The following is a 25,544-nucleotide window of genomic DNA, read 5'->3' as shown; positions in this document are numbered from 1 at the left end:
TAGTTTTAATATTTTAATGAAAAGTTCTTTAAGTATCCTGTTACTTATTTTTTCAGCTTCTTTTGCCCAACAACCTAAAGATATCACTCTTGAAGATATCTTCAAAAAAGGTACTTTCAGACAGAATTTTGTATATGGGCAGCAGCCTTTGAAGGATGGGAAATCTTATGCCTCAATCGTGAGGGATCCTAAAAGCGGGCTCCTCACCGTGGTTAGCAATACTTATAGAGATAATAAAGTTGCCCGGATCATTTACAGCGAAGCAGATATCGTTTCCGGTAAAGATAGTTTGCAGGTAAGTACAGATTTTAGCCCCGATGAAACAAGAGTTTTATTGGCGAAGGATGAGGAAGAAATATATAGACATTCCAGAAAGGCATGGTATTACATATACAATATAACAAGTAAAAAAGTAGCACCCGTTTCAAAAATAGGAAAGCAGCAGTTTCCCACGTTCTCACCCGACGGAAACAAGTTGGCTTATGTTATAGATAATAATATTTATATTCTTAACCTTACTAGTGGCAAGGAAGAGCAGATCACGAAAGATGGGGCAAAGAACCATATTATTAATGGATGGGCTGATTGGGTATATGAGGAGGAATTTTCTTTTGCAAGAGCTTTTTCCTGGAGCCCTGACGGTAATAAATTAGCCTATTACAAATTTAATGAAACTGCCGTTCAGGAATATTCTATGCCTATTTATGAGGGATTATATCCAAGAGAATATAGATATAAATATCCGAAAGCCGGAGAAAAGAACTCTGAAGTAAGCATTCATGTTTATGATTCTAATTCCCGTATTACAACCAAAGCAGACGTAGGCGACCAGACAGATCAATACTTACCCAGAATTAAATGGACGAATTTGTCGAATACGTTATGCATTTTGAGATTAAACAGACATCAGAACACATTGGACTACCTTTTTACAAATGCAATTACTGGAGTATCAAAAGTGGTAATGTCAGAAAAGGACAAGGCGTATATTGATATTGAAAAAGAACAACTAACGTTCCTAAATGATGGTAAACGTTTTTTTAACGTAAGTGAACGGGATGGATTTAATCATATTTACCTCTACAATAATGAGGGTAAAGTTCTTAAACAGCTTACTAAAGGGAGTTGGGAGGTAACTCAGGTTTATGGCGTTGACGAAAAAAAGGGTTTAATCTTCTTCCAGAGTACAGAGTCTTCTCCCCTGCGTCGAGATGTTTATTCCATAAGTATTGACGGAACAGAAAAAAAGAAATTGAGTTTAATACCAGGTACTAATTCCGCTGATTTTAGCTCCGATTTTAGTTATTACACGCTTTCACACTCAACTATAAATGAGCCACTTTATATAACCTTGCATGAAAAATCTGGTAAACTAGTTAGAGTTTTAGAAGAAAATCTAGCGCTCAAACAAAGGCTTAAACAATTTGGATATCGTGGAAGTGAATTCTTTCAGTTTAAAACATCCCAAGGAATAGAACTTAATGGCTATATGATTAAACCAAAGAATTTCGATGTCAAACAAAAGTATCCTGTGCTCTTGTATGTTTACGGCGGGCCGGGTAGCCAGAATGCAGACGATAACTTTGGAGGAACACGAGATATATGGTTTAATATGCTAGCGCAGAAGGGTTATATCATTGCTTGTGTTGACAATAGAGGAACTGGATTTAGGGGGGCAGAATTCAAGAAGGTTACTTACAAGCAATTAGGAAAATTGGAAGCAATTGACCAGATTGAAACAGCTAAATGGTTTGCATCACAGCCTTATGTTGATAGCGGGCGGATTGGGATTTGGGGATGGAGCTTTGGTGGTTATCTCTCTTCGCTCTGTGCAACAAAAGGAAATGGAATTTTCAAAATGGCCATGGCCGTTGCCCCGGTTACAACCTGGAGATTTTACGATTCTATATATACTGAGCGTTTTCTTCAAACTCCTCAAGAAAATCCGGAGGGTTACGATTCTAACTCTCCTATCCAATTTGCAAAAGATTTGAAAGGCAAATTTTTGCTTGTTCATGGGACCGCCGATGACAACGTTCATTTTCAGAATAGTGCAATGTTCTCAGAAGCCCTTATCCAGGCTGGTAAGTCTTTTGAGCAGGCTTACTATCCCAATAAAAATCACGGGATATATGGAGGAAACACTACGTTCCATCTTTATTCCAAATTAACTGATTTTATATTTAAGAACTTATAATGGCTGACGTTAAAAAAGAATTAACCCTGGAGGAGATCCAAAATTTTAAGGGATCCTATCCTCGGCAGCTTTGGTACCTGTTTTTCTCCGAGATGTGGGAACGCTTCTGTTTCTACGGCATGAGAGGTATGCTTACTTATTTTATGGCGCATGAGCTGTTGATGAATGAAGAAAAAGCAAATTTACAATACGGAGCTACTCAGGCTTTTGTTTATGCTTTTACTTTTATTGGTGGTTTGTTTGCCGACAAGATTCTGGGATTCAGGCGCTCTTTATTCTGGGGTGGTCTTTTAATGATCGTTGGTAGCGGTATACTTGCGCTCGACCCTCATCAATTTTTCTTTCTTGGAATTAGTTTTACTGTAGTGGGTACTGGTTTTTTTAAGCCCAATATCTCTACAATGGTGGGTTCTCTTTATAAGGCGGGGGATTCCAGACGCGACGCTGGCTTTTCATTGTTTTATGCCGGAATTAATGTTGGAGCGTTAATTGGCGGTTATGCCTGTATTGCCATTGGAAAAGAGTATTCATGGAATCTTGCTTTTGGTCTCGCAGGTATTGTAATGACGATTAGTTTGGTGACATTCCTTTTTACACAAAGAAGTCTTGGCCCTATTGGCCTCCCTCCCGCTGCAGATGCTACTGTCAAGCCAATAATAACAGATTCCGTTGGGGGAACTGCTTATACCGCACCTGCAATGGTAGTTCAAAAAGCGAAGCCGAAGGTTTGGCTAACCTACCTTGTGTATCTTGGGTCCCTGGCAGTTATCCCCCTTATAATGGTAATGGTTGCACAAACACAATATACAGACTGGTTTATGTATACCATTGGCCCTGCCACCCTCCTTTATCTTTTTTACGAAATGTCCCAGTACGGTAAAGCCGAACGAAATAAGCTTTTTGCAGCCTTGTTTTTCATTTTGTTCTCCATACTGTTTTGGGCCTTTTTTGAACAAAGTGGTGGATCGCTCAGCCTTTTTGCCGCCAATAATTTAAGCCATAGTCTTTTCGGTATATTTACTCTTGATCCAAATGGTGTAAATAATGCGGCTAATTCACTTTTTGTGATCATCTTCGCCGGGGTATTAGGTCTTATTTGGGTTAGGCTTGCCAGGAATAATAAGGAACCTAATACCGTAGTTAAATTTGGATTAGGATTCATCTTTCTGGCCGGAGCCTTCTTTATTTTCTATGCTACCCGTTTTTTTGCCAATAGTTCCGGCGTAGCTTCACTTGATGTTTTTACAATTGCCTATTTTATTATTTCTATTGGAGAGCTGTGCCTCTCGCCTATAGGCCTTTCTGCTATGACTAAGCTTTCTCCTCCTAAACTTCAGGGTGTTATGATGGGAATGTGGTTTCTAGCAAGTGCTTATGGGCAATATGTCGCTGGTATAATAGGTGCAGGTATTGCTCAAGGAAATGAGAATGACTCTTTGATGCAAAAACTCTTTACCTATACCGAAGGTTACAAGCAATTAGGGATCTATGCTCTTATTGCTGGTATTGTGATGATTGCTGTATCGCCGGCAATAAAAAAATTAATGGGCGAAGTAAGGTAATAGCTAAAATTCTTTATGACATATACTACAAACGATCGTTTATTTGATAGGAAAGTGATTGGACATCCTGAGGGACTGTTCGTTTTATTTTTTACGGAGATGTGGGAGCGTTTTTCCTATTATGGAATGCGGGCGCTGCTTGTGCTGTTTCTTACTTCTGCAATTACTGGAAATAACCCTGGATGGGGATGGGAACGAGAAAGCGCGTTGGCGGTTTATGGTTCTTATACATCTTTAGCTTACTTAACTCCCATTCTTGGAGGATATATAGCCGACAGAATAATAGGTTACAGATGGGCGGTGGTATTAGGTGCCTTTCTGATGACGCTTGGCCATCTATCTATGGCCATGGAATTTCACTCCTTTTTTATGTACCTGGGACTAGGACTTCTAGTAATTGGCAACGGATTTTTTAAGCCCAATATGACTTCTATTCTTTCTCATATGTATAAAAAGCATCCTGAAAAGAAGGACGGAGCGTACACTATTTTTTACATGGGCGTTAACTCCGGGGCTTTTCTGGGAATTCTACTTTGTGGTTATGTTGGCGAAAATCCTAATTGGGGGTGGAGTTATGGTTTTGGACTAGCTGGCATTTTCATGTTTATAGGAATGCTCCAATTTTATTTCACCCGAAACATTTTCGGCGATATAGGATTGAAACCTATAACAGATGAGGAATCGACAGATGCTACTGAAGATGCTCGTGTTGCGAAGAGAAACCCATTTTCATCCTTTGATCTTATTATCATAGGATTAATTTCGATCCTTGGGCTTGTGTGGACCATTAATGATCCTGTTTCTAAAATAACCAAGTCTAATCTGTTTAATTTCTCCATCGGCAATTTGCAGGGCGACAACGTTGTGATCCTTTTCGCTCTTATCCTTTTTGTATTTATATTGATCAAGAGGATTAGTCAGTATACACCGGTCCTTAGAGACCGTATGATTGCAGTTATTTGCCTGGCATTTATCACCATATTTTTTTGGGCAGCCTTTGAGCAGGCAGGGGGATCAATGACTATTTTTGCAAAAGATTACACCGCCCGTGTTCTTGAAGGAAATTCAAAGCTGATATTTAACGTGGTAAATACAGCTATCACCGTCATCCCGTTGCTAATTATCTCCTATGTATTATTCAAACTGTTCCGTTCGACTTTTGATAGATATGCTCTGGGGAATGGTATTTTGGCAACAAGTTTCGTAATTATCTGGGGTATCGTAATTTATATGTTGAAGAACCAATATAATGATGTGCAAGCAGAGGTTCCAGCGTCCTGGTTTAACGTTTTAAACTCCTTGTTCATTATTACCTTTGCTCCCCTTGTATCCAAAATCTGGGAGAGTAAATACAATCCTTTCGCAACCTTGAAATACGGGTTCGGAATGGTCCTTTTGGGAATCGGATTTGCTGCACTGGCTTACGGGGCGAGCGATATTCCTCAAGGGGCAAAGATTGCTTCTGTTAGCATGATTTGGCTAGTATTCGCGTATTTCTTTCACACTATGGGAGAGTTGTTCATCTCACCTGTAGGGCTGTCATATGTGAGTAAGCTGGTACCAGGAAGGATGATTGCAATAATGTTTGGTATTTGGTATCTCGCCATTGCAATTGGCAACAAGGTTGCCGGCACAACAGGTGGGATGATTGATAAGATCACAGCCCAATATTCTATGTCAACTTTCTTTCTCATCTTCACACTAATACCTATTGTTGTGGGGATTTTTATAATGCTACTTACTCCTTTGGTAAAGCGACTGATGCACGGAGTTCACTAATTAACAAATTTTAACCCCTGTTTAGATAACGGGGTTTTTTTTTGTCTTTTTTAAAATTACTTTTGCTGCTTTAATACTAATCCGTGCTTTCAGACAGTCTAGTAATTATTCCCACCTATAATGAAAAAGAGAATATTGAGAAAATCATACGTAAGGTTTTTTCTTTAACTCACGTTTTTCACATTTTAATTATTGATGATGGATCTCCTGACGGCACTGCCGGAATTGTTAAACATTTGCAAGGTGAATTTAGCGGTAAGCTGTTCATCGAAGAACGGAAAGGCAAGCTGGGTTTAGGTACTGCCTACATCCATGGCTTCAAATGGGGCTTAAAGCATGATTACGAATTTATATTTGAAATGGATGCTGATTTTTCTCATAATCCAGATGATCTTATTAAGCTTAGGGAAGCATGTACAAATGGAGCAGATGTAGCGATCGGCTCGCGGTATATAAAAGGGGTTAATGTAGTAAATTGGCCAATGAGTCGTGTCCTAATGTCATTTTTTGCTTCTGTTTACGTAAGATTTGTAACTGGAATAGATATTCAAGATGCAACAGCGGGCTTTAAGTGCTTCAAAAGAAAGGTACTACAAACGATTGATCTTGACAAAATTAGATTCGTGGGGTATGCTTTTCAGATTGAAATGAAGTTTACAGCAATCCAACACGGGTTTAAGGTTGTTGAAGTGCCTATCATTTTTACGGATCGCACAGAAGGCGAATCTAAAATGAGTACACGGATCTTTAGAGAAGCCTTCTTCGGTGTTATTCAAATGAAAGTAGGTAGCTGGTTCAAAAAATATCAAAAAAGCGGTTATTGAATACCTTGTTGTTTATGCCTTATCATTTTCTTAGGACGCCTAACTTATTGGAGTTATAAGCACAGACCTATTTGAAGAATATTTCTAAATGACGGTTACAGGTAGTATTTCTCTCCGTCGATCTTCAACTTCCCTGCATCCAGTAAATTCCTGAAGGCTGCTATTTTTTCAGCTTCACTTCCTACAGTAATCCTTACCAACAGTTCATCAATTGTAAAATGCCCCACCGCTAGAATTTCCAGTATTTCATAACTGATCCGGGCATCAACAGTTTCCTTGCTTTCTGATCGCTTTTCTGCGATACAAACATCGCATACCCCACATTTTTCTTCGCTTGTCTCGTCAAAGTATCTCAGCAGCATAATGCTTCTGCATTTTTTTACCTCTGCATATTCTAATACAGCATTTACCTGCTGTTGCATTACCTCTTTACGTTGCCTTATATATTTTGTATCTACATGTAGGTTTTGGGTATCTACCCTTGCTCTGCTAAAAAAGATTTGCGGCTTGTCTGTTTGTTTTAGGTAGGAGATAATTTCAAGCTGTTCAAGTTTATCCAAAGTTTTTACCACGTCGTCAAATCTCATCCCGACACGTTTTGCGAGATCAGCCTCCCTAATCATTGCATACTGATCGAACATGCCTCCGTACGAACGCAGTAGCATTTTTATAAATGCGTCGTAATTCGCATATTCAATCTGAAACCTATACAACTCCTCGTTGCCTACTGCTATTTTCACCCTTGAAGGCAGGTAAACACTTTCTGTAAGAGAAATGTAGCCATCGTGTTCCAGAAATTTAAAAATATTCAATGTTTTTATTGGCTCTAACTTATATCTGGAGCAGAAATCAGCAATATCGAATTCAAAAGTAAGACCCTCTCCTGATTCGTAAGCCAACTGGAAATAGTTTCCCAGGAAATGGTAAACCTGTTTAATTTCTTCAGCAGAGGGAAAACTTAGCTCAAGTTTTCGTTCAAGTTGTAAACGGTCAGCTTTGTTATATAGAAGGACACCAAAAGCCTTTTTCTCATCTCGTCCTGCCCTACCCGCTTCCTGGTAATATGCTTCCAGACTCTCGGGAAGATCTAAATGTACCACAAACCTTACGTCAGGTTTGTCTATTCCCATCCCGAATGCATTCGTAGCAACAATTACACGAACTTCATTATTTTTCCAAGCTTCCTGTTTTTCACTCCTCTGTAACCCGGGAATCCCTGCATGATAATAATCCGCCTGAATTCCATGTGCATTTAATTGCCTTGCCACTTCCTGAGTTTCACGTCGATTTCTTACATACACAATACCTGTACCCGGCACCTTGTTTGCTATTGCAAATAACTTTCGCAACTTATTATCCTCATGAGAGACTATATAGCTAAGGTTTTTGCGTTCAAAGCTTTTTCTGAATACGTTTTTTTTCTTAAATGCTAGCCTTACCTGGATATCTTCAACCACGAACTCTGTTGCAGTAGCAGTAAGAGCCAGTACCGGAACTTTAGGGTGTAGTTCCCGCAAGTTGGCAAGCTCAAGATATGGTGGTCTGAAGTCGTATCCCCATTGAGAAATACAATGAGCCTCATCTACGGCGAACAGATTAACATTCATATACCTTATCCGTTCACGTACCAGATCAGACATTAATCTTTCCGGTGACAGGTAAAGGAACTTAATTGGACCATAAACGCAATTATCCAGAAGAATGTCAACTTCTCTTTTGCCCATTCCTGATACTATAGCCACAGCTTCTATACCTCGTGCTTTCAAGTTTTCAACCTGATCTTTCATCAGGGCAATAAGCGGAGAAACTACGATACATATCCCTGGCATTGCCAGAGCGGGTACCTGGAAGCAAACTGACTTTCCTCCTCCAGTAGGCAGCAATGCAAGGGTATCCCTCCCTTCTAGGATAGAAAGGATAATATCTTCCTGAAGTGGTCGGAATGAGTCAAAGTTCCAATATTTTTTTAGTACCTGGTAAATGGACATTTTTCAAAACTAACAAAGACCGGACAATAATTGCCGGAAATTTTAGTTTTACCCACAAAACAAGCGGTATATTTGCGCCAACACATTAGATATTTTTCCGGCTACTATAACTCTTTGGTAGTAACGGGTCGATTATCTTATTATAACAATAAGTTGAAGCGGGATAGGGATGCTTATGTTGGGATATTGCTTTTCCAGATAGGTTTTCCCGTTGTTTCAAAATTAATTATTTGAATGAAAAAACTATACGTCGTCCTATTAGGCCTCTTTGCAAGCCCAGTATTTAGTCAGCAGAAATGGAATATAGAGAAAACTAACGCTCCTGCAAAATCAGTTGCTTTCACTGTTGATGAAGGAACCTGGATGAACCTTGATGTTAGTCCCGATGGAAAAGAAATAGTTTTTGATCTTTTGGGTGACATATACAAGATGCCAATAGCTGGTGGAAGAGCAACGGTATTATCTGCAGGTTCGGCTTATGAAGTACAGCCACGGTTTAGTCCTAATGGGAAATACATTTCCTATACAAGTGATAAAGAGGGTGGTGATAATATCTGGGTCATGAATGCGGACGGTACAGGAAAACACTCTCTTACTAAGGAATCGTTTCGACTCCTCAACAATGCAGCCTGGACTCCAGATAACCAATATATTATCGCCCGAAAGCATTTTACAAGCACCAGATCTCTAGGCGCGGGTGAAATGTGGCTTTACAGTATTAATGGTGGAGATGGAATACAGCTTACGAAACGAAAGAATGATCAGCAGGACGCTGGTGAGCCCGAAGTTTCTCCCGATGGGCGATATCTGTACTTTAGTGAGGATGTGAGCCCCGGTCCATATTTTGAATATAACAAAGACCCAAACGGCGAAATTTATAATATTAGAAAACTTGATCGTGAAACAGGTGAATTCGAAACTGTTGCAGGAGGTCAAGGAGGAGCTGTCAGACCGGAAATCTCTCCCGATGGAAAGTTGATGGCCTTTGTTAAGCGGGTCAGGCTTAAAACAGTACTATATGTACAGGACCTTTCAACAGGAGAAGAGTGGCCATTATATGACGACCTTTCCCGTGATCAACAAGAAACATGGGCTATTTTCGGCGTGTATCCTAACTTCGCATGGACCCCGGATAGTAAGGAGATAATTTTCTATTCTAAGGGGAAAATTAGAAAGCTGGACGTTAACACACAGACTGTTTCAATCATTCCTTTTGAGCTTACTTCGAATCATTCAATAACCGAAGCTTTACACTTCGACCAGAAAGTTTTTTCTGAAGACGTTAAAGTGAAGATGATACGCCAGTTAACCACCTCACCCGATGGGAAAAAAGTAGCGTTCAATGCTGCCGGTTATATTTATATCAAGGATCTTCCTAATGGTAAGCCGGTTCGTGTTACAAATGGAACAGATTTCGAATTTGAACCCGAATTTAGTCCGGATGGCAAGTCCATTATCTACGTAAACTGGAGCGATGAGTTGAAGGGTTCGATTAATAAAGTTGAATTGGCAACAGGGCGGGTTACACAGCTTACTTTAGACAGAGGTTTTTTCTATTCACCTAAATTCTCAAATAAAGGTGACAGGATTGTCTATAGAAAGGGTGCCGGTAATATGATGTTAGGCTTTACTTATGGTAAGAACGGAGGGATTTACACCATGCCCGCCACAGGGGGGCCGGCAATAAAAATTTCGGACACAGGAATAAGGCCAGTTTTCAATACTACAGATACCAGAATATACTTCCAGGCTAATGAAAATGGTAAGAAGGCATTTAAGAGTATGGATGTGAATGGGGCGAACATTCGTACTCATTACGTTTCCCAGTACGCCACCCAATTTGTTCCAAGTCCTGATGGTAAATGGATGGCGTTCAACGAGCTTTTCAATGTCTATTTAACACCTTTAGTTAATACCAATAGTTCACTCGATCTTTCTTCAAATAACAAAGCTCTTCCCCTTAGCAAGATTACAAGGGATGCAGGAACTTATATTCATTGGAGTAAAGACAGTAAAAAGCTTAACTGGACGCTAGGTTCAGGATATTTTTCGGAAGAAATAAAAGATCTTGCCGGCGGGGCGGAAAATAATTCAGACAGTTCAGGAATAGACATTGGTTTAAAGCTTAAAGCTGATGTTCCCACAGGCTCTATTGCATTAACAAATGCAAGGATAATTACAATGAAGGGAGATCAGGTTATTGAAAACGGAACGATTGTAATTAAGGAGAATAAGATTGTTTCTGTTGGCCCATCTGATCAGGTTAAGGTGCCAGAAGATGCAAAAGTTGTAAATGCGGAAAATAAGACAATTATGCCTGGCCTTGTCGACGTTCATGCACACTTACCAACAAGTCCAGATGGTGTTTCGGCTCAATCTGATTGGGGGTACCTAGCTAATTTAGCCTTTGGGGTGACAACCTCCCATGATCCATCCAGTAATTCTGAAATGGTATTTAGCCAGTCTGAGATGCAAAAGGCAGGCATATTGACCGGACCAAGAATCTTTTCAACCGGCACAATTCTATACGGTGCGGAGGGGGATTTTAAAGCAGTCATCAACAGTCTTGACGAGGCACGGTCTAGCCTGCGTCGATTGAAGGTTCTTGGGGCCTTCTCTGTTAAATCATACAACCAGCCAAGAAGAGAACAACGTCAGCAGATTATACAGGCAGCCAGAGAGCTTAAAATGGAAGTTGTTCCTGAAGGTGGATCAACTTTTTCTCATAATATGTCTATGATCCTTGACGGGCATACGGGCATCGAGCATAACATTCCTGTAGTGCCAGTTTATAAGGATGTAAAAGCTTTATGGAATGCCAGCAAGACTGCCTATACTCCAACATTAATAGTAGCATATGGAGCTCAGTCAGGAGAGAACTTTTGGTACGACAGAACAAACGTTTGGGAAAATGAGCGTTTGCTGAATTTCGTACCACGCCCGGTAGTTGATAGTCGTGCCCGTAGACGAAATACTTCTGAATTTGCAGATTATGGCCATATCGAAATTTCAAAAGCAGTAAAGCAACTTGCTGATGGTGGTACTAAAATAAACCTGGGGTCGCACGGTCAATTGCAAGGCTTAGGGGCGCATTGGGAAATGTGGATGCTGGCACAAGGCGGGATGTCACCTCTTCAGGTCTTGAAAGCCGCAACAATAAACGGAGCAGAATACCTAGGTATGTCTAAAGAAATTGGTTCCATTGAGCCGGGCAAACTAGCAGATCTGATAGTATTGGATGAGAATCCTCTTGAAGACATCCGGAATACGGAGCGTATCAAATATATAATGCTTAACGGTCACTTATATGATGAGAACCTTAATGAGACCGGAAACTTAGAGAAGTTAAGAAATAAAATGTGGTGGCAAACCGGTCGCGGCGAAAGTTTTGGGAACTTTTCAAACCAATCAGAGACATTTATTTATACGCACCCCGAGTGTGATTAGCCTTTATTGTACTTCCCCTGGTTTCGAACCATGGGAAGTATTTTCAACTTTCTGAAGGAACTTACAACATCGCTTATTAAAAATCCAGTTGCAGTTGAATAAACTTGTCTTCAGGAATAACTTTTGGGCTCTCTAAATAATAGATCCTGCTTTCTTCGTGTCTTGAGGCAACTACTATTTCTGTTTTTCCAGCTTCTATATTAAATGTAGTATATGCCAGATCGGGACAATTGTTGTCTTTAGATAGGTGCGACAGAAACAGGTATTTCAGTTGGTTCGATTTGTAATCACGAAATAGTTTTAAGGCCTGGGCGTTGGAAAGATGGCCCTGCCCTCCTCTGATCCTATTCTTAAGAAAATAAGGGTACCTTCCGCGGTCCAGCATCGCGTCATCATAATTAGCTTCCAGAAATACAGCATGACACTGCTGGAAGTGTTCAATGACATTTTCACAAACAATACCTATGTCAGTAAAAACTCCAACCCTGTTATTGTTATTACCGACTATAAAACTATGCGGATCTGCTGCATCATGAAATTTTGGAAATGCTGTAATGGAAAGAGAACCAACAATTACAGGAATGTTAGCTTTAAATGATAGAATTAATTCCTGATCCAATTGCAACCCAGAGTTTCGATAAGTGTTTGGAGTAATATAAATTGGAAGTTTATATTTTTTTGCGATGGAGGCTACTCCTTTAATATGATCAGTATGTTCGTGACTAATAAAGATGGCCTTTACTTTGTCCATATGTAAGCCAAGGCGTTTCATCCGTTTCTCGGTTTCTCTGCAGGATAATCCTGCGTCTATTAATACCGCGTCATCTTCGCCTGCTATATAGTAGCAATTTCCATTACTACCAGAATTTAACGAACACATTTCCAATGCCATTTCCCCTGTCTGTCCTTGTTATTCAAAGATAGTTTTTTCAAAGTCAAATATCAGAATTGTTGTTAAATCTGATTTACTATAAGGAGAGATGGAATTAGTGATGACAGCTTCAAATAAATAATTAACTTTTATATTAGGCCCATGAATGAAAATTTAATACTGATTGAATGCAAAGATAAAGTTGGCTTAGTGGCAATCATTTCAGAATTAATGGCAAAACATCATTTGAACATCACTGCAATGAGGGAATTTGTTGACGAGGACAACGATACTTTTTTTGCTCGCATCGAATGCTTTGGTAGCGTGGTCAGTGAAGTTAAACTTCTAAATGAATTGAAGGAGGTGTTGCCGGAGGAAGCAAAAATTACGATAAATCCTAAAAAGGAAAAAAAGGTTGCTGTGTTAGTTACAAAGGAATATCATTGTCTAGGGGATATTCTTATCAGACATAGCTTTAATACACTTGGTGCAAATGTTTGCATGGTGGCTGGTAATTATGATGTTCTGAAGCCTTTTACTAATCGTTTTGATGTGCCATTTTTCTATGTTTCTCATGAAGGCAGGTCTAAACAAGATTTTGAGAAAGATTTAGTAAAGTCAATTGAGGAATTTAATCCTGACTATATCGTGCTTGCAAAATTTATGAGAATCCTCTCCCCTGACTTTGTTGCCCGCTTTAAACATAAAATTATAAACATCCACCATTCTTTCCTTCCCGCCTTTATAGGTGCTAGTCCTTACAGACAGGCTCATGAAAGAGGAGTAAAAGTAATAGGCGCCACTGCTCATTTCGTAACTAATGATCTGGACGAAGGGCCGATAATAGTTCAGCAAACGATTCCTGTTAATCACACCTTTAAGGTAAGTGATATGGTGACTGCTGGTAAAGAAGTAGAAAAATCTGTTTTAAGTAAAGCTTTGCAGCTTGTTTTTCAGGATCGCGTCTTTATCACAGGTAATAAAACCATTATTTTCGAATAGCTCTTTCTTAACTTCAACAAACATTATTTCTTCAGGATGTTTTTATTGTAAAGTCTTACTATGAAACATCCTGATTCTATAGTGCCCGAAAATGTAAAAGGGGCTAAAACCGACACGATTTCTACCGAATCATTCTCTTCCGTCGAACTTGCTAAAAAACATTACACTGTAGTCCGTAAACGTTTATTGTCTGTTTTTAAATGGCATGAGTATGCCGGCATTGCCTCCGCCGAATTCTCCTTAACGGATGGTGCTGGACATGAAAAGGCAGACCTTGTTAGTGAAGGTGACCGCTTTAAAATTAATATACCCGCACCCGGAACAGATTCTGGTTCTGGATTCGACTGGGTGCAGGTTGAGAAAGTAGAGGAAGGACATAATGAAGAGGACGATTGGGAGTACACACTTATCAAAGTGAGACCCACAGATAATCCTGGAACATCTGATAATAACACGGCACATTTTTTTTCTGATGAAGCCAATAGTTATTTTATGGTTAAAAGAATTGGCCTTGCCGTAAGTGCAGAAGTGCATGGTAGAAATGAACAACCAAACACTGATACCGATAAAATAGTGGATAAAATACGTAATACTATTGTGGCTGTAGGGGCTATTCTTGGTGTTTCAAAGGCACAGTGGAAAAGCCTGACGAATGGAATTGTGAAAATTTAACAAATTGTCTAACTTATTGCTTAAAAATTGGTTGAAACGTACGTTTGTTAATAAAGTTTTAAATAATCTTCATCCTTGAAGGTATTTAAAATATCTTTGCGCCCACAACACAACCAAAAATTAAAATATGGCAAATAAATTGTCGCGTATTCCCTTTCTTTTCATCTTAGTTTTTACGCTTCTCTGTTTTTTATTTCCCTCGGTGCCGCACAATTCGGATAAAACCGTATACAATCCTACAGACATCGCCTGGATGCTTACTGCTACAGCAATGGTTTTGATTATGACACCTGGCCTAGCCTTTTTCTACGGTGGAATGGTTAACAAAAAGAATGTCATTTCTACAATGTTGCAAAGTTTTATTTGTATGTCTGTTGTGACAGTTATCTGGTTTGTATTTGGCTTCGGACTAGTTTTTGGAAAAAGTGTAGGAGGTATTATAGGAGATCCTTCGGAGTTTTTTATGATGCAGAACGTTTTAGACAGCAAACCCTGGGAGCTTGCCCCTACAATTCCATTAGCATTGTTTGCAATGTACCAGTTAAAATTTGCAATTATAACTCCGGCCTTAATTACAGGTGCATTTGCTGAAAGAATACGTTTTATCTCGTACGTATTCTTCATATGCCTTTTCTTCATTTTTATATATGCTCCTCTTGCACATGCCACCTGGCATCCCGAAGGTATTCTTTTTAAATTAGGGGTACTGGATTTTGCAGGGGGGACGGTAGTACATATGTCTGCAGGTTGGGCAGCGTTTGCATCCGCTATTTATTTGAAGCGCCGTAACGAGCCTAATCATAACCCTGCCCGTATAACCTACGTAATGCTGGGTACCGGACTACTTTGGTTTGGATGGTTCGGTTTCAATGCGGGGTCTGCATTTGGGGTAGGTAGATTATCTGTTATCGCTCTTTGCACCACAATGGCAGCCTCAGCAGCTGCTGCTATCGCCTGGGTGTTCTTTGATGCTTTTAAGGGTAGAAAGCCGTCGGCCATGGGTACTTGTATTGGTGCAGTTGTGGGTCTTGTTGCAATAACTCCAGCAGCAGGTTTTGTTACTATCCCACATTCATTACTTATAGGAATACTATCCTCTGTTATCAGTAATCTTGTTGTCGAATGGCGTACCAGAACTTCGATAGATGATACTTTGGATGTTTTTCCTTGTCATGGAGTTGGCGGTATGGTTGGTATGGTTCTTACAGGAGTTTTTGCAAACCAATCCATCAACCCTGGAAATGTTACCGGTAATGGGTTGATTTTTGGCGAAACTCACCTGTTCGGAGTGCAAATGATTGCATTAGTAGGCGCTTCTGTATTTGCTTTTGGCGGATCAATGTTGCTTCTCAAAGTAACAGATTTGATTTCACCCCTTCGAGTTTCTGAAGAAGAAGAACGTTTAGGGTTGGATATAAGTCAGCATGACGAGAGTCTTTAACAATACTTATTAATAAGCCGGGCTCAGCACCGGCTTTTTTGTTTTTGCCTATTCCCTCAAGCTCTATTTTTCCATACTTTATAAAGGAAACTATTTGTTCAAATATTGTTTATATAGACATAGCTTTCCAAGAAGAGAGCAATGTTCGATTAATCTGCCTTAATGAAACCTAAAAATGCGCTGAAAACTTATCTTCCGGCGGTACTGGTGTTTATAGCAGTACTCTCTTTTTCCTTGTTTTCATTCTACCAGCTTGGTAAATCAGCCAAACTAAGGCGCGCAAAGTTATTTGAACTTTACACTAATCAAGCTACTGAAAGGCTTGAAAAACGGATTATAGATTATACTCAGATACTGAAAGGATGCCAATCTTTATTTTACTCCTCAGGTTCTGTTACGCCGTTCGAATGGAAGACTTATACCAGGAACCTCAACCTTTCGGACAATTACCCTGGGATCCAAGGTATAGGTTTTGCAAAGTATATTAGGAGAGATCAGATAGCTTCGTTAGAACTAGAAATGAAAAAAAGTTATCCGGATTTTAAAATTAAGACAGAGGGCTCGCAGTCTTATCTCACTCCTATCATATATATTGAACCGAAAAATAAACGGAATATCAGAGCATTTGGCTTTGACATGTTTAGTGAAGTGGTGCGCCGGCAGGCTATGCTGAGGGCAATGAGGACAGGCGAGGCTTCAATTACACGAAAAGTTACCCTTATCCAGGAGACAAACATCGGAATACAGCCTGGATTTCTTTTGTATTTACCAGTATATGATGATCCGGAGCGAAAACTTACTGAAGGTGTAATTAATAATATAAATGGATTTGTTTATATTCCTTTCAGAGCCCATGACCTGATGAATGCTGTTTTTAGTGGCTTTCCAGATCTTGATATTCAGATATACGACCAGGACAAATTAAAGGCAGATAATTTGCTTTATAAAACAAAGGAGGTGCCTGAATCTCTAAGGCAGCAACAGCGGTCTCCAATTGAATTTCAGTCAACGCGTACTATTAACATAGCAGGAAACAGATGGACTTTATTTTATTCTACTGACAATACATTCGGTTCACAGGTAGAGCGGGCTCAGCCACAAATTGTCCTTGTATTTGGTGTCGCAATTTCAATACTTCTTTATATTGTAACCCTCAATTATATTCACAAGCGCCAAACAGCCTTGGAAGAGTTGAATTTTACCAAGGAAATCGAACGCAAGAAAGATGAGTTTATAGGAATAGCAAGTCACGAACTAAAGACTCCTCTTACTAGCATCAAAGCTTATCTCCAGATGCTCGAAAGGTCTGATTTGGGTGAAAAGCAGAAAAACTTCGTCAAAAAGGCGAACACTCAAGCTAATAAATTAAACAGTCTGATTGCCGACCTATTGGATGTTTCCAAAATTCAGGCGGGTAGTATTAAAATTAATAAAGTTCCTTTTCCGTTGTCTGAACTTATAAGTGAAAGTATCGAGAGTGTTATGCATATGTTCTCATCGCATTCAATTAATGGACCTGAAACTGTTCCGGTGATCACTCTTCAGGGTGATAAGCTAAGGCTGGAACAAGCACTTATAAATCTATTAGTTAATGCCATTAAATATTCTCCAGGTACAGGAGCTATCGAACTTTCTATATCAACTACCAACAATAAGGTTACAATCTGCGTGGAAGACCAAGGAATAGGTATTTCCAGAACGCATCAAGCCCGCATATTTGAAAAGTTTTACCGTTCGGAAGACTTGTCTCCATTTTTCTCAGGACTTGGAATGGGCTTATTTATAGCTCATGAAATCGTAAGAAGACATCAGGGCGATATAAGTGTGGAAAGCGAACTAGGAAAGGGTTCCCGTTTCTGCATTCACCTGCCGATCAGCTGGTAGTGTTTGAGCAAGAAATTTTTCGACGAACCACCGGCAAGCAGGATGCGCGTTTCCAACCTTAAAAGCTAATACCACCTCAGTTGTAACTGGTAGATGTTTCAAGTCAATGAAACTTAATTTAAGATGATCAAAGTTGTCTTTAAGTGACGAAGGAACAATTGATATTCCCAGTCCCTTCTCTACCAGTTGCAGGATTGAATGAACGTTATTCACTTCGTGGGTTACTTCCGGATAAAAACCGAGGCGCTGGCAAATTTCTTCCAGTTTGTTAAAATATTCTGGCGCGTAATCTCTATTGAAAAAAATGAATGATCGTTTCGCTAAATACTTTTTAGTGCTTTCAAAATCCAGGGGATCCACCTCCCCGCGGGCAAAAACAAAAACAAACGGCTCATTGAATAGAGTCTTCACCTCTAACCTGTCTGACTTCACCGGTGCTCTCATAATTCCGATATCCAATTTGTTTTCCTCAAGAGCTTTTACTTGTTTTATAGTTGGCAATTCATATAAACGGGTTTTTACATAAGGAAATGTTTTTTTTATGTCTTTTAGCACGGCCATCAGTTGGTGCTGATTTACTGAACTGATATAACCTATCCTCAGCTGCCCGGTTACAGATCCTTCAATTTCCTTTACCCGGTGTCTGCTTGCATCTATTTTAGCGAGTATTTCGTCTACCTCAATTTTAAAGTATTTTCCGGCTTCTGTTAATGCTACCCGTTTATTGTTTCTTTCAAAAAGTGTAACCTCTAATTCCTCTTCAAGTTCTCTTATCTGTCTGCTAAGTGGAGGTTGAGAAATAAATAGTCTTTCAGCAGCCTTTCTGAAGTGAAGTTCTTCGGCTACTGCCTGAAAGTATAGAAGGTGGCGCAGTTCCATGATACCTAAGGGGAATGAATGATTGACGAAATTGATATTTTACAAATATTAATAATACGAATAGTTTTGGCAACAAGAAATCAGAAACTATGCAAAGAGAAAGACCGAAATCCACTATTGACGAAATCAGAGAAAGATTTGATCATGATGTTGAGAGGTTTTCAAACCTTGAGACTGGTCAGCAAACTACAATTGATGCTCCTTTAAGTTTGGAATTGATAACAGATGCCGCAGGCTCCGTTAATGCAGCTGCTGAAAATTTGCTTGATATTGGATGCGGTGCTGGCAATTACACTTTAAAAATGCTCACAAAGGTTAATAACCTAAGTTGCACCCTAATTGATTTGAGTATTCCCATGCTAGAAAGGGCTAAACAAAGAGTTGAACAACAAACAGAGGCTGAGGTTCATACAATACAGGGAGATATCAGGGATGTTGAGTTAAAGTCATCCTATTTTGATATCGTTCTCGCAGGTGCTGTTCTACATCATTTAAGAAACGAAGAAGAATGGGAAAAGGTCTTTAGAAAAATTTACGTAGCATTGAAGCCAGGAGGAAGTTTTTGGATTAGCGATCTTGTGGTTCACGAAGCGCCAATTATCACTGAACTTTTTTGGAAAAAGTACGCAGGTTATCTGAGTGATTTAGGTGGAGACGCATTTCAGCAAAGGGTGCTCGATTATATCGATAAGGAAGACACTCCGCAGTCAGTAACTTTTCAAATGGAAATGATGAGGAAAGTTGGGTTCCGCTATGTGGACATATTACATAAGAACAGTTCTTTTGCCGCTTTTGGGGCAGTAAAATGAAAATCCATCAGCCTAGATACAATTGGCAACATCTCAGGATGTTCGCCGATGTTCTTATCTTCGCATACAAAACAAAATAAACATGCTTAGAAAGACACTGCAATTTGCTGCTTTGATTACCTTGAGTTTATTCTTATTTGCTGGTTGTACAACTTATACCGCGGGAAGAAGTGGTAATGTTCCGCCGGGAAAAGCAAAGAAGATCACAGGATCCAAATCAGCTAAGCCTTACGCACCAGGTCAGCGTAAGAAAAAATAGATTTCAGGAGAACTATTTTACAGTGATAGTTCTCCTTTCTTCGCCAACTAGAGTTGGTTGGCTTCCCTTTGTTTTGTCTTCTACCAGGTTCTGTAATTCATGTACCCATCGCAGAAAAGGGAATTCTATGCCTGATACCTTTTCAGTAATAATAAAGAAGTTGTTCTCTTGAAATGTTACAATTATTCCGTCTCCTTTTACAGTGGCAAAAAAATAGCGCAGCCGCCCGCCTTCCTCTGATCGTCCGGTTATGCCAATTGTATTGAAACTTAAGATAGAAACTGGTATTGGATCAAGAAAATCCGAATCTCTTAAGCCTGATGATGTTTCTATTTTTTGTACTAGCCCATCAAACATAGCATAGTTCCCTATCCTGAATTTTGAAATTCCGATCATAGTTTCAAATCTTTCTCGATATCCATAAAAGTAATACTAAGTCTCGTAATCAAACTTGTAAAATGCTAACGAAAAATTGTGAAGATTATTCCCGCTTTTCATGGATCAATTTTAATATTGTTCCATATAAAGCTTTATCTCTTAATTGTTATGTTAAAATTATAAGCAATACTATATTTGCGAAAATTTAAAATATGATCAACGTTAACGAATATTTTGACGGAGCTGTAAAGTCATTAGCATATCAGTCTGTAGATGGAAAATCAACAATCGGGGTAATAGAATCCGGCGAATATGAATTTGGAACTTCTCAACACGAAACTATGGTTGTAATTGAAGGTAAGCTGGTAGCGCTTCTTCCGGGAGCTTCAGAATGGGCTTCTTACACTAATGGCCAGTCTTTCGAAGTTCCTGCTAACGCATCTTTTAAAGTGAAAGCAGAAGGACAAACTTCTTATCTGTGTAAGTATAAGTAATTTTTAAATCTATCGAAGCTGCCCAGAACCTTTTTTTATTGCAAATGAACACCCCTTGGGTTTGTTTGTGGTAGATACTTCGTCTTTGGGCGGCTTTATAACTTTTTAATAAGTAGGGTTGAATTTTTTTAATTCACCTCTAAACGCCTCCTCGTTTGAAGCAGAAACACCTTCAAAACTAATTTAAAAACAATAATTCATTCTTGTTTTACAGTCTTGTAAAAATTACTTTTGGACTAAAATATCCTCCCAATAATAATTTTCTTTTTTTACTTAGGAACATTAAGTTTGCTTTTGAATGAGCATAGATAAATTAAATCTTCTACATGCCATTATAAGTACTGCTATTGACGGCATAATTACCATTGACTCTGGTGGGTTAATTGAAAGTATGAATCCGGCGGCATTACGCTTATTTGGGTATGAGAAGGAAGATGAGTTGGTTGGAAGAAATATTTCTGTATTAATGCCTGAACCCGATAAAAGCGCACACGATGGGTACATACATAGGTACCAGTCTACAGGCGAAAGACGTATTATTGGTATCGGGCGTGAAGTTAAAGGCTTGAGAAAGGATAAAACAACATTTCCTTTCCGCCTGGCTGTTAGTGAGGTGGAGTACGAAAACCGAAAAATATTCACAGGTTTTATACACGACCTTTCGAAGGAAAAAGCGGCAGAAGAGAATCTTCGCAAATACACCGAAAAACTCGAAGAAACAATAAAAGAGCGAACTCACGATTTAAGGGAGTTAATTTCAGAGCTCGAGATAGCCCGAGATGAAGCCAGTCACTCTCTTGAAAAGGAGAAAGAACTGAATCAGTTGAAGACGCGATTCGTTTCGATGGCCTCTCATGAGTTCCGCACACCCTTAAGCTCGGTACAGCTTTCTGCCTCATTGATAGAAAAGTATCTTCAGAAACAAGATGAGGGAAACATCCTTAAACACACTTCCAAGATCAAAAATTCGGTAGGCCATCTTACCGGAATACTTAACGATTTCTTGTCTTTGGAGAAACTGGAAGCTGGAAGGACTGAAGTTCAGTTTCAGCACTTTGACCTGGTTAAGTTTTCAGAGGGTATTATTGAAGAGATGCAATTAATTGCAAAACAAAATCAGCACATTTTTTACCAGCACACAGGCGAAACAGGTGAAGTATATCTTGACCCTTCTTTACTTAGGAATTCAATTATTAACCTTGTATCGAATGCAATAAAGTATTCAGGAGAGAATACTTTTATAGAGTTTAATACGGAGGTTTCAGATTCCGAGGTGTGTATCTCTGTGAAGGATAATGGAATTGGAATTCCGGAAGATGAACAGAAGAACTTATTTGAACCGTTTTTTAGAGCTCATAACACCGGAAATATCCCGGGAACAGGGTTGGGACTAAATATTGTTAAACGATACGTCGAACTAATGGGTGGTGACGTTATTTGCCAAAGTGCGCAAAATGAAGGCACTACCATTGCTTTAATCTTTAAAAAAGGATGAACCAGCAGAAAAAAACTGTACTGATAATTGAGGATAATCAAGATATCCGTGAAAGCACCGCCGAGATTTTGGAGCTTGCTAATTTTAGTGTTTACACCGCAGAGAACGGAAAAAAAGGAGTTGAACTTGCTCAAGCACAACTTCCAGACATTATCCTCTGTGATATAATGATGCCAGAGTTGGATGGCTACGGCGTTTTATACCTTTTAAGCAAAAACGAAAATACAGCAAACATCCCTTTCATTTTTTTAACTGCGAAAGCAGAACGGGCTGATATGCGAAAAGGTATGGAAATGGGGGCAGATGATTACCTGACTAAGCCCTTTGACGATATGGAACTTATAAATGCTGTAGAAAGCAGGCTTTCTAAAAGGGAACGCGTCCTGAAGAGTTCAGCAACAGCTGCTAGTTTAGAAAACTTGTTAGATGAAGCTCGCTCTGCTAAGTTGCTGACGGAGTTGTCTGAAAGCGGAAGGTTAAGATCATTTAAAAAGAAGCAGAACATTTACATGGACGGTGATACACCGCAGAATGTTTACTTTGTTAAAAAGGGAAAGATCAGAACCTATTTAATTTACGAGGACGGCCGGGAGATCATTACCGGCATGCATTCAGAGGGAGACTTTTTTGGATATGAAGCAGTGCTTTTAAACAAATCCTATACTGAAAATGCAGAGAGCATGGATGATTCTGAGCTTCACCTGATTAGAAAGAGCGAATTTAATACGTTGTTGTTTAAAGATATAGGTATTGCAAAAAGATTTATAGAGCTGCTATCTGATAATATTGTTGAAAAACAGGAGCAGTTGCTTAAGCTGGCCTACAATTCGGTTCGTAAACGTGTTGCTGATGCATTGATAATTCTTTCTGATAAGTTCATGAAGGAGCCTTCAGACTCCTGTGAGATTAAAGTATCCCGTGACGACCTCGCGGCTATGGTAGGAACTGCTACGGAGACCATAAGTCGCACATTATCAGACTTTAAAGAGGAGCGGTTAATTGTAAAAGAAGGCAATACAATTAAAGTTCTATCCATTGAGAAACTGAAACGCGTCAAACAATAAAGGTAATAAAGTGATAAATATCACTTTTTACTTTGATTAGCCTCACGCATTAAAGCAGCCCGTCTGGATACCTTTGTTTCTAAACAGAAACGGAATGAAAGCGGTCGCATACAGCATAAAAAACTGTGAAAAAGAGCTTTTAATTAAGGCTAATCAGAAAAAGCACGATATAACTTTAATATCCAATAGGTTAACAACTGATACAGCAGCTTACGCAGACGGAAAAGATGCTGTATTAGTGTTTCCCGGAGATAGTTTGCCGGCCTCTATTCTTCAAGAGCTTAAAAGAAGAGGCGTTAAGTATATAGCTACCCGTTCAACGGGCACGGATCATATAGATCTTCCTGAAGCCGTCCGACTAGGCTTAAAGATAGCTAACGTTCCCTCCTATTCCCCTGAGTCAGTAGGCGAACATGCCATTACTCTGATCCTCGCACTTTCCCGTAATATTCTTGTGTCTCAAAATCAAATGCATGATCATGATTTTAGTCTCAATAATCTTGTCGGTAATACTATCAAAGGTAAAACTGTTGGTATAGTTGGCTTTGGTGGAACCGGCAAGGCTCTTGGAAAGATTTTAAGCGGATTTGGAGCAAAAATACTTGTTAATGATATAGAGGAAAAGAACGACTGCGGCACAATTGGAGCCACTCAGGTATCTTTAGATGAACTCTATAGCCGCTGTGATATTATTTCTTATCATATTCCTTTAAATGAAAATACTCATCACCTCGTAGACGCTGACGGTATAAAGAAAATGAAGGACGGCGTGATGCTGATAAATGTCAGCCGTGGGGCTGTCTTCAATACCCAGGACGTTTACGAAGCACTTCTAACAGGTAAGATCGGTAAGATCGGCATGGATGTTTATGAATTCGAACAGAACGTGTTTTTTTTCAACCATAGGAAAAAACCTATACAAGACTCCTTACTACAGTCTCTGATACAGAATCAGCGGATACTATTAACCCCTCATCAGGCCTTTTTAACAGAGGAAGCGCTTAAGATCATTGCAGAGAAGACTATCTCCAGCATGGACCTGTGGGAAGCCGGTAGATGTGCAGGAAATGCCTGCTGCTGTGGAAAGGCCTGTATTGAAAATAATCTAGCTATTGCATAATGAACACATTAATATCAAAATACAATATAGCAGCACCACGATATACTAGTTATCCCACTGTTCCTTTATGGGAGGAGGAGCAGTGGAGCGTAACTGGTTGGCTCGATACGGTGAGGATAGCAATGAACGAAAGTTCTGCTGCAGGTTTAAGTTTGTATATTCACCTGCCCTACTGCGAAAGCTTGTGTACATACTGCGGTTGTAATACCCGTATCACTAAGAATCACGCTGTTGAGAGACCGTATATAGAAGCTGTTCTTAAAGAATGGCAGATGTACAAGGAAGTTATAGGAAAAGCTCCACACATCAGGGAAATTCATCTTGGAGGAGGTACTCCAACGTTTTTCAGCCCTGAAAATCTGGAAATGTTGATGAATGGCCTGTTGGATGGGGCTACTCTTGCTTCAGAAACCAGTTTTTCTTTTGAGGGACATCCTGCAAACACCAGTTATAGCCATCTTAAAGTTCTTTACGAGGCAGGGTTCAGGAGAATAAGCCTTGGGATCCAAGACTTCGACCCTGTGGTTCAAGAGATTATTAATAGAAGGCAAAGTTACGAACAGGTAAAAAAAGTTACTGATGATGCCCGCAGCCTCGGTTACACTTCTGTCAATTATGATTTGATATACGGGCTGCCCTTACAGAAATTACAAAGTATACAAGACACCGTAGAGAAGGTAATTACATTAATGCCCGATAGGATTGCCTTTTACAGTTACGCTCACGTTCCTTGGGTAAAGCCAGGTCAAAGAAGATTTACAGAAGCTGATCTTCCTCAGGATGACGAGAAAAGGGCCCTTTATGAGAAAGGACGCGAAATGTTCCTGAATAAAGGCTATTACGACATCGGAATGGATCATTTCTCTCTGAAATCTGATAGTCTTTACAAGGCCTCAAAGAACCATACCCTCCACCGCAATTTCATGGGTTATACAGATCAATATACCCAGTTATCAATAGCCCTGGGTGTTTCATCTATAAGCGATAGTTGGTACGGTTTTGCCCAAAATGTCAAACATGTTGAGCTTTACCTTGACATGGTTAATAAAGGTTCCTTCCCCTTATTAAAAGGGCATATTTTAACAGATCAGGATCTGGTATTCAGGAAGCATATTCTCCAACTAATGTGTAAAGGATTTACAGATTGTGATTGGCTTAAGCAAGAATTTCAAGAAGTAAGGCAAAGGCTTAATCCGCTGGAGGATGATGGATTAGTTGAGGTTGAGGGATCTCGGGTTCAGGTAACTGAAACCGGAAGAGCATTCCTCAGGAATGTTTGTATGGCATTTGATATGCGATTGTGGCAAAAGAAGCCCGAATCTCAATTATTTAGTAAAGCCATCTAGGATTATATAATTAGCAAAATATTTAATACAAAA

The 25,544-nt window shown here is 39.5% G+C and carries 20 protein-coding genes; 16 read left to right on the top strand and 4 right to left on the bottom strand.

The window, feature by feature from the left end:
• Positions 1 to 16: 16 nt before the first annotated feature.
• The 4 genes from J4N24_RS07415 to J4N24_RS07400 all read left to right on the top strand — a co-directional run bounded on the left by J4N24_RS07415 (position 17) and on the right by J4N24_RS07400 (position 6,362).
• Positions 17 to 2,197 (top strand): S9 family peptidase, encoded by a 2,181-nt coding sequence (locus J4N24_RS07415; RefSeq protein WP_207533040.1) that lies wholly within the window; start codon positions 17 to 19, stop codon positions 2,195 to 2,197.
• Positions 2,197 to 3,759: a peptide MFS transporter gene (locus tag J4N24_RS07410; RefSeq protein ID WP_207533039.1), complete on the top strand. Its 1,563-nt coding sequence runs from the start codon at positions 2,197 to 2,199 to the stop codon at positions 3,757 to 3,759. The genes J4N24_RS07415 and J4N24_RS07410 overlap by 1 nt, the downstream gene beginning before the upstream one ends.
• Positions 3,760 to 3,774: 15 nt before the next feature.
• Positions 3,775 to 5,538 carry a peptide MFS transporter gene (locus J4N24_RS07405; RefSeq protein ID WP_207533038.1) on the top strand — a complete coding sequence of 588 codons (1,764 nt, stop codon included), beginning with the start codon at positions 3,775 to 3,777 and terminating at the stop codon, positions 5,536 to 5,538.
• Positions 5,539 to 5,621: 83 nt separating this feature from the next.
• Positions 5,622 to 6,362 (top strand): polyprenol monophosphomannose synthase, encoded by a 741-nt coding sequence (locus J4N24_RS07400; RefSeq protein WP_207533037.1) that lies wholly within the window; start codon positions 5,622 to 5,624, stop codon positions 6,360 to 6,362.
• A 95-nt stretch (positions 6,363 to 6,457) separates the two neighbouring features.
• Here J4N24_RS07400 and J4N24_RS07395 read toward each other — a convergent pair whose 3' ends face one another.
• Positions 6,458 to 8,350, bottom strand: a complete 1,893-nt coding sequence (locus J4N24_RS07395) for a RecQ family ATP-dependent DNA helicase (protein WP_207533036.1) — start codon at positions 8,348 to 8,350, stop codon at positions 6,458 to 6,460.
• A 234-nt stretch (positions 8,351 to 8,584) separates the two neighbouring features.
• Here J4N24_RS07395 and J4N24_RS07390 point away from each other — a divergent pair, with 234 nt between their 5' ends.
• Positions 8,585 to 11,797, top strand: a complete 3,213-nt coding sequence (locus J4N24_RS07390) for an amidohydrolase family protein (RefSeq protein ID WP_207533035.1) — start codon at positions 8,585 to 8,587, stop codon at positions 11,795 to 11,797.
• 76 nt (positions 11,798 to 11,873) lie between these two features.
• Here J4N24_RS07390 and J4N24_RS07385 read toward each other — a convergent pair whose 3' ends face one another.
• Complete coding sequence (locus J4N24_RS07385; RefSeq protein ID WP_207533034.1) at positions 11,874 to 12,689, bottom strand: MBL fold metallo-hydrolase; 816 nt, start codon at positions 12,687 to 12,689, stop codon at positions 11,874 to 11,876.
• 141 nt (positions 12,690 to 12,830) lie between these two features.
• On the opposite strand from J4N24_RS07385, the gene purU reads away from it, so the two are divergent.
• From purU to J4N24_RS07365, 4 genes are all read left to right on the top strand, one after another.
• Positions 12,831 to 13,670 (top strand): formyltetrahydrofolate deformylase, encoded by an 840-nt coding sequence (gene purU / locus J4N24_RS07380; protein WP_207533033.1) that lies wholly within the window; start codon positions 12,831 to 12,833, stop codon positions 13,668 to 13,670.
• Between the two features lie 60 nt (positions 13,671 to 13,730).
• Positions 13,731 to 14,342 (top strand): hypothetical protein, encoded by a 612-nt coding sequence (locus J4N24_RS07375; RefSeq protein WP_207533032.1) that lies wholly within the window; start codon positions 13,731 to 13,733, stop codon positions 14,340 to 14,342.
• Between the two features lie 127 nt (positions 14,343 to 14,469).
• Positions 14,470 to 15,783: an ammonium transporter gene (locus tag J4N24_RS07370; protein ID WP_207533031.1), complete on the top strand. Its 1,314-nt coding sequence runs from the start codon at positions 14,470 to 14,472 to the stop codon at positions 15,781 to 15,783.
• A 162-nt stretch (positions 15,784 to 15,945) separates the two neighbouring features.
• Complete coding sequence (locus J4N24_RS07365; protein ID WP_207533030.1) at positions 15,946 to 17,667, top strand: CHASE domain-containing sensor histidine kinase; 1,722 nt, start codon at positions 15,946 to 15,948, stop codon at positions 17,665 to 17,667.
• On the opposite strand, the gene J4N24_RS07360 is transcribed toward J4N24_RS07365, so the two are convergent.
• Positions 17,620 to 18,546: a LysR family transcriptional regulator gene (locus tag J4N24_RS07360; RefSeq protein ID WP_207533029.1), complete on the bottom strand. Its 927-nt coding sequence runs from the start codon at positions 18,544 to 18,546 to the stop codon at positions 17,620 to 17,622. The two genes, J4N24_RS07365 and J4N24_RS07360, sit on opposite strands and share 48 nt — an antisense overlap.
• Positions 18,547 to 18,635: 89 nt before the next feature.
• On the opposite strand from J4N24_RS07360, the gene J4N24_RS07355 reads away from it, so the two are divergent.
• Positions 18,636 to 19,355: a class I SAM-dependent methyltransferase gene (locus J4N24_RS07355; RefSeq protein WP_207533028.1), complete on the top strand. Its 720-nt coding sequence runs from the start codon at positions 18,636 to 18,638 to the stop codon at positions 19,353 to 19,355.
• Positions 19,356 to 19,437: 82 nt separating this feature from the next.
• Positions 19,438 to 19,614 carry a quinol oxidase subunit 4 gene (locus tag J4N24_RS07350; RefSeq protein WP_242691554.1) on the top strand — a complete coding sequence of 59 codons (177 nt, stop codon included), beginning with the start codon at positions 19,438 to 19,440 and terminating at the stop codon, positions 19,612 to 19,614.
• 12 nt (positions 19,615 to 19,626) lie between these two features.
• Here J4N24_RS07350 and J4N24_RS07345 read toward each other — a convergent pair whose 3' ends face one another.
• Entirely contained in the window at positions 19,627 to 20,010 is a 384-nt protein-coding gene (locus J4N24_RS07345; protein ID WP_207533027.1) for a hypothetical protein, read from the bottom strand.
• A gap of 194 nt (positions 20,011 to 20,204) precedes the next feature.
• Between J4N24_RS07345 and ppnP the strand changes: the two genes are divergently transcribed.
• From ppnP to hemN, 5 genes are all read left to right on the top strand, one after another.
• Positions 20,205 to 20,486, top strand: coding sequence for a pyrimidine/purine nucleoside phosphorylase (ppnP, locus tag J4N24_RS07340; protein WP_207533026.1), 282 nt, complete (start codon positions 20,205 to 20,207; stop codon positions 20,484 to 20,486).
• A gap of 304 nt (positions 20,487 to 20,790) precedes the next feature.
• Positions 20,791 to 21,981 carry a PAS domain-containing sensor histidine kinase gene (locus J4N24_RS07335; protein ID WP_207533463.1) on the top strand — a complete coding sequence of 397 codons (1,191 nt, stop codon included), beginning with the start codon at positions 20,791 to 20,793 and terminating at the stop codon, positions 21,979 to 21,981.
• A complete protein-coding gene (locus J4N24_RS07330; RefSeq protein WP_207533025.1) occupies positions 21,978 to 23,045 on the top strand; it encodes a response regulator in 1,068 nt (355 codons plus the stop codon). Before J4N24_RS07335 ends, J4N24_RS07330 begins: the two co-directional genes overlap by 4 nt.
• 94 nt (positions 23,046 to 23,139) lie before the next feature.
• Positions 23,140 to 24,165, top strand: a complete 1,026-nt coding sequence (locus tag J4N24_RS07325; protein WP_207533024.1) for an NAD(P)-dependent oxidoreductase — start codon at positions 23,140 to 23,142, stop codon at positions 24,163 to 24,165.
• Complete coding sequence (gene hemN, locus J4N24_RS07320; protein ID WP_207533023.1) at positions 24,165 to 25,511, top strand: oxygen-independent coproporphyrinogen III oxidase; 1,347 nt, start codon at positions 24,165 to 24,167, stop codon at positions 25,509 to 25,511. The genes J4N24_RS07325 and hemN overlap by 1 nt, the downstream gene beginning before the upstream one ends.
• Positions 25,512 to 25,544: the final 33 nt, after the last annotated feature.

Source organism: Desertivirga arenae (assembly GCF_017355785.1).
Taxonomy (GTDB): domain Bacteria; phylum Bacteroidota; class Bacteroidia; order Sphingobacteriales; family Sphingobacteriaceae; genus Desertivirga; species Desertivirga arenae.
Note: the sequence above shows the minus strand (reverse complement) of the source record. Positions and strands in the feature narration are given on the sequence as shown.